The 15,093-nt window shown below is 55.4% G+C and carries 10 protein-coding genes and 1 pseudogene; 3 read left to right on the forward strand and 8 right to left on the reverse strand.

Features of this window, described 5'->3' with window-relative positions; translation table 11 throughout:
* The 6 genes and pseudogenes from cysN to cysJ form a co-directional block, all read right to left on the reverse strand.
* Positions 1 to 1,425: pseudogene (gene cysN, locus DAQ1742_RS16060) on the reverse strand (sulfate adenylyltransferase subunit CysN); the annotation flags it as partial.
* A gap of 11 nt (positions 1,426 to 1,436) precedes the next feature.
* Positions 1,437 to 2,345, reverse strand: a complete 909-nt coding sequence (gene cysD / locus DAQ1742_RS16065) for a sulfate adenylyltransferase subunit CysD (protein WP_035343865.1) — start codon at positions 2,343 to 2,345, stop codon at positions 1,437 to 1,439.
* A 10-nt stretch (positions 2,346 to 2,355) separates the two neighbouring features.
* Positions 2,356 to 3,777, reverse strand: a complete 1,422-nt coding sequence (gene cysG, locus DAQ1742_RS16070; RefSeq protein WP_035343867.1) for a siroheme synthase CysG — start codon at positions 3,775 to 3,777, stop codon at positions 2,356 to 2,358.
* Between the two features lie 358 nt (positions 3,778 to 4,135).
* The gene (locus DAQ1742_RS16075; RefSeq protein WP_035343869.1) at positions 4,136 to 4,870 is read right to left on the reverse strand and encodes a phosphoadenylyl-sulfate reductase; all 735 of its coding nucleotides are present in this window, start codon (positions 4,868 to 4,870) and stop codon (positions 4,136 to 4,138) included.
* A 12-nt stretch (positions 4,871 to 4,882) separates the two neighbouring features.
* Positions 4,883 to 6,598 (reverse strand): assimilatory sulfite reductase (NADPH) hemoprotein subunit, encoded by a 1,716-nt coding sequence (gene cysI, locus DAQ1742_RS16080; RefSeq protein WP_035343871.1) that lies wholly within the window; start codon positions 6,596 to 6,598, stop codon positions 4,883 to 4,885.
* On the reverse strand, positions 6,598 to 8,424 hold the full coding sequence (gene cysJ / locus DAQ1742_RS16085) for an NADPH-dependent assimilatory sulfite reductase flavoprotein subunit (RefSeq protein ID WP_035343873.1): 1,827 nt from the start codon (positions 8,422 to 8,424) through the stop codon (positions 6,598 to 6,600). Before cysJ ends, cysI begins: the two co-directional genes overlap by 1 nt.
* 292 nt (positions 8,425 to 8,716) lie before the next feature.
* On the opposite strand from cysJ, the gene DAQ1742_RS16090 reads away from it, so the two are divergent.
* Entirely contained in the window at positions 8,717 to 10,393 is a 1,677-nt protein-coding gene (locus DAQ1742_RS16090) for a hypothetical protein (protein WP_035343875.1), read from the forward strand.
* A gap of 110 nt (positions 10,394 to 10,503) precedes the next feature.
* On the opposite strand, the gene DAQ1742_RS16095 is transcribed toward DAQ1742_RS16090, so the two are convergent.
* Positions 10,504 to 11,790 carry an ABC transporter substrate-binding protein gene (locus tag DAQ1742_RS16095; protein WP_035346284.1) on the reverse strand — a complete coding sequence of 429 codons (1,287 nt, stop codon included), beginning with the start codon at positions 11,788 to 11,790 and terminating at the stop codon, positions 10,504 to 10,506.
* Between the two features lie 557 nt (positions 11,791 to 12,347).
* Between DAQ1742_RS16095 and DAQ1742_RS16100 the strand changes: the two genes are divergently transcribed.
* Together DAQ1742_RS16100 and queD are read left to right on the forward strand one after the other, a co-directional pair.
* Positions 12,348 to 13,679, forward strand: a complete 1,332-nt coding sequence (locus tag DAQ1742_RS16100; protein ID WP_067487282.1) for a glycoside hydrolase family 28 protein — start codon at positions 12,348 to 12,350, stop codon at positions 13,677 to 13,679.
* 114 nt (positions 13,680 to 13,793) lie between these two features.
* Positions 13,794 to 14,162 (forward strand): 6-carboxytetrahydropterin synthase QueD, encoded by a 369-nt coding sequence (queD, locus tag DAQ1742_RS16105; RefSeq protein ID WP_035343880.1) that lies wholly within the window; start codon positions 13,794 to 13,796, stop codon positions 14,160 to 14,162.
* 63 nt (positions 14,163 to 14,225) lie between these two features.
* Here queD and queE read toward each other — a convergent pair whose 3' ends face one another.
* Positions 14,226 to 14,897, reverse strand: coding sequence for a 7-carboxy-7-deazaguanine synthase QueE (queE, locus tag DAQ1742_RS16110; RefSeq protein WP_035343882.1), 672 nt, complete (start codon positions 14,895 to 14,897; stop codon positions 14,226 to 14,228).
* Positions 14,898 to 15,093: the final 196 nt, after the last annotated feature.

Below are 15,093 nucleotides of genomic sequence, written 5' to 3' on the forward strand. Positions count from 1 at the left end.
TCCCCCCAGTAAATCTCGCGCACCCCAGTGCGGAAAGTGGCGGCGAATCAAGGCATTCAATTCCAGCTCAAACGCGCTGTAGGATGCGGCATGTTGTGCGTCAGACAAACCGAGCGTCTCTTTTACCAATCCGGCTCCCACCGTCACGTTACTCAGGCGATCGATGAAAATCATGCCACCGGTGACATGATTGTGTGCGTAGGCCTCCAGCACCAGCGGCTCATCAAATGTCAGTTCCACCAGGCCAATGCCATTGAGCGGCAAGCTCTGCGCCTCATGGTGCGCCAGCGTGTTGACATCCACCTGATAGTGGATGCGCTCTATACGGGCACGGGTTTTCTTGCCCGCCACCTTGATGTCGTAGCTCTGCCCGGCCAGCAAAGGCTGCTCTGCCATCCAGACCACATCCACCTTCGCGCTGCGCACCGCCGTCAGGGTTTCATCACCATCCACCAGCAAGTCGCCCCGGCTGATATCAATTTCACTTGATAGCACCAGCGTGACTGCTTCGCCTGCCTGCGCCTGCGTCAAATCGCCATCAAAGGTGACTATGCGACTTACGCTTGAGGTGACACCAGAAGGTAACACTTTCACCCGCTGGCCAACCTGCACCACACCGGATGCCAGCGTGCCTGCATAGCCGCGAAAATCAAGATTCGGGCGGTTGACGTACTGCACCGGGAAACGCATCGGTTGCCTGAGGTTATGGGAGGCCACATTCACGCTCTCAAGCACCGCCAGAAGCGAAGGCCCCTGATACCAGGGCATATTGCCACCAGCAGCCACGACGTTATCGCCATCAAGTGCAGAGATAGGTACAAAAGTAATATTGAGATCCGCCGGTAACTGGCGGGCAAAATCCAGGTAATCCTGCTTAAACTGCTCGAATACCGACTGCTTGTACTCCACCAAGTCCATTTTATTCACCGCCACGACCAGATGGCGAATGCCAAGCAGCGTCGTAATAAAACTGTGACGGCGGGTCTGGTCAAGCACGCCTTTACGCGCATCGATCAACAAAATAGCCAGTTCGCAGGTCGATGCGCCGGTGGCCATGTTGCGGGTGTACTGCTCATGCCCCGGCGTATCAGCAATAATAAACTTGCGCTTTTCGGTAGAAAAATAGCGGTAGGCCACATCAATGGTGATGCCTTGCTCACGTTCAGCCTGCAAGCCATCGACCAGCAACGCCAAATCCAGTTTCTCACCCTGAGTGCCAAGACGTTTACTGTCATTGTGCAGTGTTGAGAGCTGATCTTCGTAAATCTGGCGGGTATCGTGCAGCAAGCGGCCAATCAGAGTGCTTTTCCCGTCGTCAACGCTGCCGCAGGTGAGAAAACGCAGCAGGCTTTTATCCTGCTGTGCATGGAGATACGCTTCAACCCCGCCCTGATCGGCAATCTGTTTTGCAATGCTATGATTCATTTGACGATTCCTCAGAAATACCCTTGACGCTTTTTCAGCTCCATGGAGCCGGCCTGATCGCGGTCAATCACCCGTCCCTGACGCTCGCTGGTTGTCGAAACCAACATCTCTTCGATGATTTCTGGCAAGGTCCTGGCCTGAGACTCGACCGCACCGGTCAGCGGCCAGCAGCCAAGGGTACGAAAACGCACCATCCGCTGGGTGATAACTTCGCCGGGCTGCAAATCAATACGATCGTCATCCACCATCAGCAGCATGCCATCACGCTCTAACACCGGACGTTCAGCCGCCAGATAGAGCGGCACGATATCGATATTTTCCAGATAGATGTATTGCCAGATATCCAGCTCAGTCCAGTTAGAGAGCGGGAACACGCGGATACTTTCGCCTTTGTTAATCTGGCCGTTGTAGTTATTCCACAATTCAGGACGCTGATTTTTCGGGTCCCAGCGATGGGCGCGATCCCGAAACGAGTAGATACGCTCTTTCGCACGCGATTTTTCTTCATCACGACGCGCGCCACCAAACGCAGCATCAAAACCGTATTTATCCAGCGCTTGCTTGAGCCCTTCGGTTTTCATGATGTCAGTATGCTTGGCGCTGCCATGCACGAAGGGGTTAATGCCCATCGCCACGCCTTCCGGGTTGCGGTGCACCAGCAGTTCACAACCGTAAGCCTGAGCCGTGTGGTCACGAAATTCGTACATTTCACGGAATTTCCAGCCGGTATCCACATGCAATAACGGAAACGGCAGCGTGCCGGGAAAGAACGCTTTACGAGCCAAATGCAGCATCACCGAAGAGTCTTTACCAATCGAGTACAGCATCACCGGGTTGCCAAATTCAGCTGCCACCTCACGAATGATATGAATACTTTCCGCTTCAAGCTGTTTTAAATGCGTGAGTCTTTTCTCGTCCATACCTTTAACCTTAAGCCAGATTTACCACGGCCGGACGCCCGTCAGTCGGCGTCATCCGCGCTTGTTCGCCAAACCAGGCAAGATGCTGGTGTAAATTCACCACTTCGCCAATGACCAGCAGGGCTGGTGAAGGCGCGTGTTGTGCCAGTTGTTCGAGCTCGGCCAGCGTCCCGGTCAGCACAGATTGATCCTGACGCGTTCCTCGGCCTATCACCGCGACCGGCGTTTCGGGCGCACGCCCATGCGCAATTAACTGCTGGCTTATCTGTGCGGCTTTGACAGACCCCATGTAAATCGCCAGCGTCTGCCGGCCACGCGCCAGCGTTGACCACTCCAGCTCATCGCCTTGTGCCCGACAGTGCCCGGTAATAAACGTCACACTCTGGGCATAGTCACGGTGAGTCAGCGGGATACCGGCATAAGCGGTCGCCCCGGCGGCGGCGGTAATCCCCGGCACCACCTGAAACGGAATACCAGCCTGCGCCAGTTGTTGTAACTCCTCGCCGCCACGGCCAAACATAAACGGGTCGCCACCTTTAAGGCGCACCACTTTTTTTCCTTCCTGCGCCAGCTTCACCAGCAACGCGTTGATTTCGTCTTGCGGCAAAAGATGCGCGCTGGCGCGTTTACCCACGCAGATACGCTCGGCATCACGGCGCACCAGCTCCAGCACCTCAGCGCTGACCAGATGGTCATACAGCACCACATCCGCCTGCTGGATAACCTGTAAACCGCGCAACGTCAGCAGGCCCGCATCACCCGGCCCGGCACCAACCAGCGCGACTTCCCCTTGTGCGGTATCAGGCTGCGCCAATTGCGCGGCCAGCGCCTGTTCGGCTTGCGTCAGTTGGCCTGCGGCAACCAGACTGGCGAAACGCCCGCCAAAAGCACGCTCCCAGAAGCGACGGCGTTCCGTGACCGACGTCAACCGCTGTTTGATACGAGCACGCCACTGTCCGGCTATTTCGGCCATCATGCCCAACCGAGCCGGTAACAAGGCTTCCAGTTTTTCGCGTAACAGGCGGGCTAATACCGGAGCCTGCCCACCGGACGACACCGCCACAACCAGCGGAGAGCGATCGATAAGCGAAGGGAAAATAAAAGAGCACAGCGGCTGGTCATCCACCACATTCACCAGCCGCTGGCGGCGGTTTGCCTCGGTAAAAACCTGCGTATTTAACGCAGCATCATCCGTCGCGGCAATCACCAAAAAAACGTCATCAAGCAGTTCCGGGGTAAATTCATGCGCCACCCACTCAAGCGCTTTCGCCTGATACTGGATTGCCAGCACATCACTCAGCGTGTGCGCGGCCACGCGCACGCTGGCACCGGCCCGTTGCAATAGCGCAATCTTGCGGCTTGCCACCTCACCGCCACCGACCACCAACACCGTGCGCTGCCGGAGATCGGCAAATATAGGGAGATAGTTCACGGATGCCTTTACTAAGCGAATAAATGGATAAGCGACTATAAAACGTGAACAGAAAGGTTATGAAATGCCGAATTAGTATGATTAGTTCCGTAATGGAATAACAAACTCTTCGTTAAAGAATAAAAACGTTTAATAAGCGTCTTTATCTTTTTCAGTAACGCATCTCGCGCCCGCTGCCTCACGTTAACCTCATTGAACGACGGAAATCACCTCAACGTTCATCGTGTGGCCTCATGGTGCACGGCATCATAAAGGCACAGTCGCACACGCTGGGGTGGATAAAAAAGGCCACCTCCCGTCCTGCAACAGGAGGCGGCCCATGATACGAGGCAGACATCAAGGATGCCAGCCTGCGGGCTTACTCTTCATGCAATCCGCATTCACGCTTTAGGCCAAAGAAACGGGTTTCTTCTTCACTCATGCCCGGCTCCCACTTACGGGTCGTGTGGGTATCGCCGACAGATAAATAACCCTGTTCCCATAACGGGTGATAGCTCAGGCCGTGGGCTTTCAGGTACTGGTATACGGTGCGGTTATCCCAGTCGATAATCGGCAAAAATTTAAACACACCACGCTGAATCGCCAGCACCGGTAAATGCTCCCGGCTGTCAGATTGTTCGCGGCGCAGGCCGGCAAACCAGGTGCCTGCACCAAGCTCGTCCAGCGCCCGGTTCATCGGCTCGACTTTATTGAGCTGATTGTACTGCTCAATCCCCTCAATCCCTTGCTCCCACAGCTTACCGTAACGCGCTTCCTGCCAGGCAGGCGACAGCGCGCTGCGGTATACCTGCAAATTAAGCGACAGCTGTTCGGTTAACTGGTCGATGAATTGATAGGTTTGCGCAAACAGGTACCCGGTATCCGTGAGCACTACCGGGATGGCCGGGCACTGTTGCGTCACCAGGTGCAGACAGACGGCGGCCTGAATACCGAAACTGGAGGACAACACAAATTCACCCGGCAGGTTTTCCAGCGCCCAGGCAACGCGCGCCTGCGCACTCAGCCCTTCCAGATGAACATTCACCTCGGCCAGCGCAGCGCTCTGCTCCGGTTTCGATAAGGCGCGCAGCGCCTCCAGATTCAGCGTAGACATCAGGCTCTCCTGTTAGTCATAAAAATCAATCGCCGGGTCCAGAACCGGTTTGATAATACCGGCACGAACGGTGAAATCACCAAAGCCTTCACCCTGCTGGCGTTCTGTGGCCCAGCGCGCCACCAGATTATCTATCTCGGCGAGAATCTCTTTTTCGGTAATATTTTCCCGGTACATACGCGGAATGCGCGTTCCCTCACGATTACCGCCCAGGTGCAGGTTGTAACGCCCAATCGCTTTACCAACCAGCCCGATTTCCGCCAGCATGGCGCGACCGCAACCATTGGGACAACCGGTGACGCGCAACACAATGTGCTCTTGCCCGACGCCATGCTTTTGCATCACGCCTTCGACCTGAGTGACAAACGCCGGCAGAAAACGCTCGGCTTCCGCCATCGCCAGCGGGCAGGTCGGCAGCGACACGCACGCCATGGAGTTATGGCGCTGCTCGGTCACGCTGTCATCTATCAGGCCATGCTGGCGTGCCAGCGCTTCAATTTTGGCTTTGTCCCGGCTTGAGACACCGGCCACAATCAGGTTTTGATTCGCGGTCAGCCGGAAGTCACCTTTGTGGATTTTGGCAATTTCCGCCATGCCGGTTTTTAACGGTTTCCCCGGATAATCCAGCAGGCGGCCATTTTCAATAAACAGCGTCAGGTGCCATTTGTTGTCCACCCCTTTCACCCAGCCGATACGATCGCCCCGGCTGGTAAAGGCGTATGGGCGCACCGCCTCAAAGGCGATACCGGCACGGTTTTCCACTTCCTGCTTAAAGCGCTCAACGCCAACCCGCTCCAGCGTATATTTGGTTTTGGCGTTTTTACGGTTGGTACGGTTGCCCCAGTCGCGCTGTGTGGTGACAACCGCCTCGGCCACCGCCAGCGTATGTGACAGCGGAACAAAACCCAGCTCGCTGGCGGTACGTGGATAGGTCGTCTTATCACCGTGGGCGATAGACAGCCCGCCGCCGACCAGCACGTTAAAGCCGACCAGTTGGCCGTCTTCGGCGATGGCGACAAAATTCAGATCGTTGGCGTGCAAATCAACATCATTTTGCGGTGGAATCACCACCGTCGTCTTGAATTTACGCGGCAGATACGTCGGCCCAAGGATCGGCTCTTCGTCCGTGGTCGCCACCTTCTCTTTATCCAGCCATACCTCGGCGTAAGCACGGGTACGCGGCAGCAAGTGTTCGGAGATTTTCTTCGCCCACTCATATGCCTGCTGATGTAACACCGACTCCACCGGGTTTGAGGTACACAACACGTTACGGTTAACGTCGTTGGCGGTCGCCAGCGCATCCAGCCCCACCTCATGCAGTAACTGATGGGCCGATTTCAAATCCGACTTCAAAATACCGTGAAACTGGAACGTCTGCCGGTTGGTGATACGAATGCTGCCATAAAGCGTTTTCTCCTCAGCAAACTTATCGATAGCCAGCCATTGCTGTGGCGTCATCACCCCACCGGGCAGGCGGCAGCGCAACATCATGGCATGGCGCGGCTCCAGCTTTTGTTCCGCGCGTTCGGCGCGAATATCGCGATCATCCTGCTGGTACATGCCGTGAAAGCGGATCAGCAGAAAGTTGTCACCGTTAAATCCGCCGGTCAGGCCGTCGCTCAAATCTTCCGTAATCGTACCGCGCAGGTAGTTGCTCTCAAGCTTCAGGCGTTCAGCATCGGCAAGCTTGCCTTCAACCACCAGCGGGCCAGAATATCTTTCGCTCATTAGTACACATCTCTCTGATAACGCCGCTCAAGACGCAGCTCGCTTAAAAACTCATCAGCCTGCTCGCCATCCATGCCGCCGTACTGCGCCACAACCTCAATCAAGGCTTTCTCAACATCCTTCGCCATACGGTTGGCATCACCACAGACATAAATGTGTGCACCTTCCTGAATCCAGCGCCATACCTCTGCGCCGTTTTCACGGATTTTGTCTTGCACATAGACTTTGTGCGCCTGATCGCGCGACCAGGCGAGATCTATCCGGGTCAGCACCCCGTCTTTGACATAACGCTGCCATTCCACCTGATAGAGGAAATCTTCGGTAAAATGCGGGTTGCCGAAAAACAGCCAGTTTTTCCCTTCCGCACTCTGCGCTTCACGCTGTTGCATGAACGCACGGAACGGCGCAATGCCGGTGCCGGGGCCAATCATGATGACCGGCGTCTGCGGGTTGGCGGGCAGGCGGAAATTCTCATTATGTTCGATGAACACCCGCACTGCGCCCTCTTCTTGCAGCCTGTCGGCCAGATAGCCCGATGCCCCACCGCTGCGGGCACGGCCATCGTAGTCATAACGCACCACGCCGACTGTAATGTGCACTTCCGGGCCCACCTCCTCTTGTGAAGAGGCAATGGAGTACAGGCGCGGCGTGAGCGGGCGCAACAAGCCAAGTAACTGTTCTGGCGTTAACTCCACCGGCGCTTCACGCACCATGTCCACCAGCGGGGTACGCTGGGCATACTGCTGCAACGCAGGCTTGTCGGACAACAGCGCCAGTAACGACTCGTGGCGCGACACCCCGGCATAGTGTTCAACAATCGGTGCCGTGTTCTGTGTCAGTTCAAAATGGCGTTGCAGCGCATCCGCCAGCAGGAGGGGTTTTCCGACAACTGTCACCGGTTCATCGCCTTTCAGCCACAGTAATGACAGCAACTCCTGCACCAGCGCCGGATCGTTCTCATACCACACGCCGAGTGCATCCCCCGGCTGATACTGCAAACCGGAGTCCCCCAAATCGATTTCGATATGGCGCACATCTTTTTCTGAATCACGACCAGTGATTTTTTGATTAACCGACAGCGCCGCACTGTAGGGCGTATCTTTATGGTATGGCGATGCGACCGTGGTACTCGCCTGGGCTCCCGCCGCAGAAGGCAGTGCCGCGGTGCGCTGGCTGGTCACACGCGCTGTCAAGGCCGCCACCACCTCGCTACGCCACTGTTCGGCCAGCGGCTGGAAGTTGACATCGGCATCCACACGCTCAAGCAGGCGTTGTGCGCCCAGTGCAGCCAGGCGGCTGTCAAAATCTTTGCCTGCCTTGCTAAAGAACTCATACGAGGTGTCGCCAAGACCAAACACCGCAAACGCCGTGTCGTTAAGCGCTGGCGCTTTCTTCGAAAACAGGAATTTGTGCAGCGCTACCGCCTCTTCCGGCGGCTCACCTTCGCCCTGCGTCGAGGTGACAATCAGCAACAGCTTTTCTTGAGCTATCTGTTTGAATTTGTAATCACCGGCATTAATCAGCGTGACCGGCAGGCCAGCCGCCAGCAAATCGTCACGGGCCTGTTCTGCCACGCGGCGGGCATTGCCCGTCTGCGAAGCGCTAATCAGGGTAATCGATGCCGGTGGTATCACCTCAGCGGCGGGCGACAGGTCTGCTGCAACGGGCGATGCGACACCAGCAGGTTGCTGCTGAATCACGCCCCAAAAATAGCCGGACAACCAGGCAAGTTGCGTCGGTGAAAGATCACCGGTCGCGGCCTGAAGACGCGAAAGTTGCTCCGCGCTCAACGGAAGCAGCGGAGTCGGAGAAACCGAAGTTGTCATTATGGTGTCTGTATCCTTGTTCTGGTCGCGGGCGCTAATGCCGGTTGCATGCAATAGCCAAATTTATGAAATAAAAAGTCAGATGAGACATAAGGTACTCATCCTCATCTTAACAATTAAAGACATGATGGAAATATTTAATAACCAAAACGACTAAATGGTTTTTTTGATAATACCTATTGCTTTAAGTGTTATTGATCACACTTCACCGACCGGATGACTTTAATGATGCCATGCCACTTTCATGCTGACGGTATACTCGCCATTCCTATTCTCGGGAGAGTTCATCAGTATGTGGCAACATCGCGCTCTGGAGCTAAACACACAAGATATCTGGCACTGGCCGCAAATTACCGTACTGGTGGACTATGCCCGTCGTCACGGTTTTGATTCGCTGGTACTGGGGCAGGCTGACCTTCTGGATAGCCTGGTGACGCCACCGGCCTACCAGACGACACATTTTGATGACCTCATCAGTAATCAGAAACGCTCTCGCTGTATGTATATCAACCAAGTTGCCAGCTATTGTCGTGAGCGCGGCCTCACGCTGTATCTGCAATGCAAGGTGCTCTCCTTTCCCACCGAGTTACTGCTTGCGCACCCGCAGTTGCTGGAAGATGCCCGCCAGTGCCACATTGATATCGCCTTCTGGCGTGATTATCTGGCCGCCAAAGTTGAACGGCTGTTACAACAAATTCCCCGTCTTGGCGGCTTAATGCTGGCGATATCCAACAGTGACAGCCTGGTGCGTTTTGCCCCATCGCCCGGCGAAGAGCATTTCGGTAAAGATTTGAGCAAAACCCCCGATAGCACACCGATGTATCGCCAGCTGTTTGCGGCTATCGCGCACGTCATGCAGGCTCATCAGCGCCAGTTGGTGCTGCGTGTCTTTCCCGCAAACCAGCATGATATCGCACACGTCCTCGATGCCATCCGTTCGCTGCCTGGCACGGTTGCCGCCGCCATAAAAATCACGCCAGAGCGTTTCTGGCCCGAGTTTCCCAATAATCCGGCGCTACTGGAGCTTCTCGACCGGGATATCTGGGTAGAGCTGGATTTAGCCGGTGAAGAAGTCGGCTGGGGGAATTTGCCTTTCCTGCGCTATACCGAAGTACAAGGGCGGCTACTGTGGTGCCGGGAGAAGAACCCACGCATCGTGCATACGATTTGCCGGCTAAGCTGGGACGGCCTCGACAATCACACGGTTTTGGGGTCACTGAGTGAGTTTACCCTGTTCGCCTGTGGACAACTGTTAAACACCCGCGCCCCCGCCGCCACTGAAAATGCGTTATTTCGTCAATGGCTTGCCGAACGCTGGCAGTGGCAACCGGATGAGTCGGTTTGCACGCAGATGCGCACGTTGCTGGAGCAGGCACAGCAGGCGCTTTCGCTGTCGCTGTATGCACGCCAGCATGTTTTTCACCGCCACAGCCTGCTACCGGCAAGCTATGCGCAGGCCGTCTGGAGCCTCTACGGACAGCTTAATCGTAACCATTGGCTACCCGGCTCCGGGCGTGATATCACGTTTTCACGCGATAACACCGCGCTTTCCTCCCAGAACCTTTACCAACTGGTGCGGGAAAAAGACGCCGCCTGGCAACTGGCCGAGCAGAGCCAACAGGCAGCCAGCCAGTTTGTGCGCGACCACTCACTGCCCGAGCCTTTGCGTCAACGCTGGCAACAGGAATGGCGTGGGTTAACGCTCTATTGCCGGACATTTGTTCATGCCCAAAAAGCCTTTTTCACCCTGCATTATTGCCAGCAGGTAGAAAATAACTGGACGCTGCGGGAGATTGCCAAAACCAATATTCAGGCACTACAGGGGATGGCTCGTGAAATGGATGATTTTTGCCTGCAACACCGTGATTACCCGGTCAGTATGCATACCATGTTTGATGCCGAACGCCCGAGTGTATTTGCCACCAGCCTGCAACAACAGCTAAACCTGTTAAGCCAGCACACCGCCTAGCGGTGCCCGCCACCACCAGGATTTACGCGATAAAGCACCGGCATAACCGGTGCTTTATATTGAGTATCTGCACAGTGAGCAGACGATGTGTAGCGCGAAGGCAGAGGGGATTAGCGAATTACCCGTTTCAGGATACGGTTTCCCATATCACTAAAGCCTTTTGCTGACATTTCCACCGTCTTGTTGCCGTAGTCCAGTTGTTCTATGGTTTGCAGCATCAGGCTGGCGAGCTGCGGGTCTTCAATATAGGTAGACACCGGTGTTTGCATCGGATATTGCAGCGCCAGCATCAGGCCTTTTACCGACAGGTCTTTCTCATCAAGTTTCTGATTATCCTGCAATGCCTGACGCGCCACGCGACTCAGCGGCACACCTCGCTCCGTTCCCATCAGCACGCTGCCTTGCGGGTCATTCATCAGGAAGTTGAGTAACATCGCCGCTTCTTTCGGGTGTTTGCTGTTTTTGCTGACGGCAATCAGCATTGACGGTTTGAAAAACTGCCCTGGGTTGTCTGAACCGGGCGTCATGATATAAGGCCCCAGCTCCAGTTTGGCAGGCGGAGCCAGCGGGTCGGCGTATTTTTTCACAATGGATGCCCACAGCATCGCCCCACCATACTCGCCGGTTATCCACGGGCGGGTTTCAAATACCCCGGATTTGCCAAACGCGTTGTAATACCTGGCTGATGGCATGACATGCTCATCCACTAACCGTTTGTAGAACCGGAACGCCTCCAGCCATTGCTCATCGGTGTAATTAAAGCTCTTGGTCTGCTCGTTAATCATGCCCACTTTAAATTTCTGGGTCATGTACGTATTGATAAGCTCCAGCACCCCTTCGCCGTTATCCTGAGCCGGTGAGGCGAGAGGGAAATAATTGTCACCGAGTTTCTCTTTAAACACCTTGCCTGCCAGGAACAGTTCATCCCAGGTTTTGGGGTACGCCACCCCGGCTTTTTTCCAGGTATCGGCGTTGTAGTACATCACCAGACCATTGAGCGAGGCTGAAATCGCATTCACTTTGCCATTGACGGTTGTCAGTGCATCTATCGGGAAATCCTGTAATTTCAGTACCTCTTTTTGATTGTTCAGATCATAGAAGCCTGTCCCCTCGCGGGAGAAAATCGGGATCCAGTTCCAGTTTAGCTGCATGACATCCGGCTCTTCGCCACTGGCCATCTGGGTCGTCAGGCGCGAAAGATACCCTTCCCAACCGGTATATTCCGCTTTAACTGTCACCTCTGGGTATTTTTTCTGAAATGCATCAATTGCTGCAAGTGTCGCCTGATGACGGCTATTGCCACCCCACCAGGACATCCGCAAAGTCACCTGTTCTGCGGCCTGAGCCTGACCGACAAGTGTCGCTGCCAACAACACGCCTCCAACCAGTCCTTTCATCATTCCCCGATCCTCTTAATGTTGTTATTTCAGGTTTATTTCCAGCGGAAAGCGGTTAAGGCAGGTACGAATATATTCAGATAAATCACACTCTCCGCCATGACAAAATAGACTGATTACATTTCGCTTCACCAGAGTGGCAGTACCGCAGGTTGCGCATTATGCGGTGCAGGCTGGAAAAATAGCGGTTCGCTGAGCGGGGATGCCCGGTTTTGTCGCGGTGTGGGCACCATGGCAGCCCTTCTTCTGCGCTTGTCTCACAACCCGCCGTCGGCAAAAAGCCCATCCAGTGACTTTAATCACATTTAATCGCCAGAAAACCGCTACCACAGGGCTAACCCGCATCAGGAAACTGCCATCACGCCAATAAACATGACGGTCATCACAGTTGAAAATTTCCCTTATAAAACGGATGAGAGATAAGTCACATTGCATTCCGGCCCGACACTCAGGCTGTGAAGAGGCTCTAAACCCTGCGCGTTTTTCCAGGCATCATGGCTGCCTGCGGCAAAAAAGCGTGCTGGAATAGCGCCATACCGAACTGACGGGAACACATCATGCAATGCGCTATTCACTCTTACGGCCCTGCCGCAGATGGCATCACGCCCGATACCACCGTGTTTCAGCAGGCGATTGATGATATCGCTGCGCAAGGCGGCGGCACGCTGGTTGTACAGGCCGGGCGTTATCTGCTGGGCGGCTTAATGCTGCCTTCCCATTTCTGCCTGCAACTGGACGCCGGAGCCGAACTGATTGCCAGCCCGCGCTATAACGATTTCGCGCAGGCCACCACCCTCAGCCAGGCGGAACTGTCTGACAGAGCATTTCTGTACGCGCGCGGGCAGCGCAACATCACACTGTGTGGCAAAGGGAAAATTACCGGCAACGCCGATGCCTATTTTTGTGCAAAACCCGACGAACAGGGATATCGCCTGCCTGCACAGCATCGACCGCGTATTGTGGTACTGGAGGACTGTGAACAAATCTGCCTGCAAGACATCACCATTGAACAGGCACCGATGTGGACGGTTCATCTGGTCAGTTGCCGGCAGGTTTGCGTTGAACGTCTGACGGTAGACAATGACATGACGATGGCCAACACCGATGGCCTGAATCTCGACAGCTGTCAGGATGTCAGGGTTTCTGACTGCCATCTGAGTGCCGCCGATGACGCCCTTTGCATTAAAACCACGGCAAAACCCGCTGCAATACAATACCCGGTGCAACGTATCACCATCAGCCACTGCACATTACGTTCGCGCAGTTGTGCGCTGAAAATTGGCACGGAAACCTTTGCCGATGTGGAAGATGTGCAGGTCAGCCACTGCGCTATTTATGACTCTAACCGCGCAATCGGGCTGATTTCACGCGATGGTGGCGCGTTTCGGCGTCTTCGTTTTAGCGATATCACGTTTGAGTGTGTCGCCGCCCCGCCCTGCCACTGGGGGAAAGCCGATCCGGTTTTTGTTTCGGTACGCTACCGCAACCCGGATATTCTCCCCGGCGTGATTGAAGATGTGCAGTTCATCCGTCTGTCCGGCGTGAGTGAAGGGGCGGTTAATTTGCACAGCACACCGCCTGGATATATCCGCCGTGTTGATGTTGACCAGCTCACGCTGAAACAGCGCCAAAGTGATTCACCCGAACAAGGTGTGTATGACATCCGCCCGCCTTGTAACCCACAGCGGCCGACAGGCATGGGACTGGATAACGCCTATTTGATGAACCCCGTTACCGGGCGCGCTTATGGCGTAGAGGCCTACCCCGGTGGCTTACCGGCGTTGTTTGCCCAAGGGGTCCGTGAGCTGACGCTGCGTGATATCGCCATACAACGCCCGGCACCGCTACCGGCAGGCTGGAACCCTGAGGCGATTGTCCGGCAAGACTGACAGCTATCACCCGCGCATCCCAGAGAAGGCAGGCTGGAGGCTGTCAGGAAACGTGCGTCATAAGGCACTTTCCGGTAGTATGCGACGGTTTTTGAATCATACGAGAGCGTCGCCATGCCAACCACACTGTTTAAAGATTTCCAGTTCGAAGCCGCACACCGGCTGCCACATGTGCCAGCCGGTCATAAGTGCGGCCGCCTGCACGGTCACTCTTTTATGGTGCGTCTGGAGATCACCGGTGAGGTCAGTCCCTATACCGGCTGGGTGATGGATTTCGCCGAACTGAAAGCCGCGTTCAAACCGACCTGGGAGCGGCTGGATCACCACTACCTCAATGACATCCCCGGACTGGAAAACCCGACCAGTGAAGTGCTTGCCCGCTGGATCTGGCAACAGCTAAAGCCCACGCTGCCGCTGTTAAGCGCCGTGACCGTCAAGGAAACCTGTACGGCCGGTTGTGTCTACCGTGGAGAAGAGGCGTAATCGCCCTTTCTCCATTCGCACGTCAGGCTGACAGGGCCAGATATCCATCCGGCACTGACGCAGCTAGGCAATGTTAAGGTACTTATGTGTCTGCATTGACAAGCGCCAGTTACGGGCAATACAGGTTTCGATACAGAGCCGGGTCGCCTCGTCTTTCTGGCTCACCGGCTGTAGTGCCACCACGCGGGCTTTATCATCCGTCAGCCGCGCCAGTAAAGTGTCCAGCGCGTCGATATCGCGCTCGCGTGCCACCGGATGTTTAATTTCATCGGCACGCTGTAGGGCTTGATCGAGTACCGTCAGGCCACCGCGCATGTTCACCTTAGGGGAAACCGTCACCCAGCAATCCGGCGAGCAACGCACTTCATGTGTGCCGCTGGTTTCAATTTGGGTGCTGAATCCCTGTTCGGCCAGCGCCTGCGTCAGCGGCGTCAAATCATACAAGCAGGGTTCACCGCCCGTTATCACCACATGCCTGGCCCGATAACCTTGTTGCGCTATCTGCTGCAATAGCGTGTCCACATCAGAGGCGCACCAGGCATCACTCTCCCCGCGTTTTGCCAGCACCTCATCCAGCGAGATCTGCCGCGCCGGGAGTTTCTCCCAGGTATGTTTGGTATCGCACCAGCTACATCCCACCGGGCAGCCTTGCAGACGGATAAACACTGCGGGCACGCCGGTGAAAAAACCTTCGCCTTGCAAGGTCTGGAACATTTCGTTTATCGGGTAAAGCATCGTGTTTACGGATCCCTTCGGACTAAACCGCCATTATCGCCGATAGCCCATGCCGTGCCAAACGGTCATCCGGTTTTCTCTTTCGCACGAGACGTATGGCCTGATGAGAAGCCTTCAACACAAGGAGAGAGGGTGAAAAAACGCGAAGCGGGGGTCCCGTTACATAGCAAATCGGGCCCGCAAAGGCCCGATTTAC

This window comes from Dickeya aquatica, assembly GCF_900095885.1.
GTDB classification, from domain to species: domain Bacteria; phylum Pseudomonadota; class Gammaproteobacteria; order Enterobacterales; family Enterobacteriaceae; genus Dickeya; species Dickeya aquatica.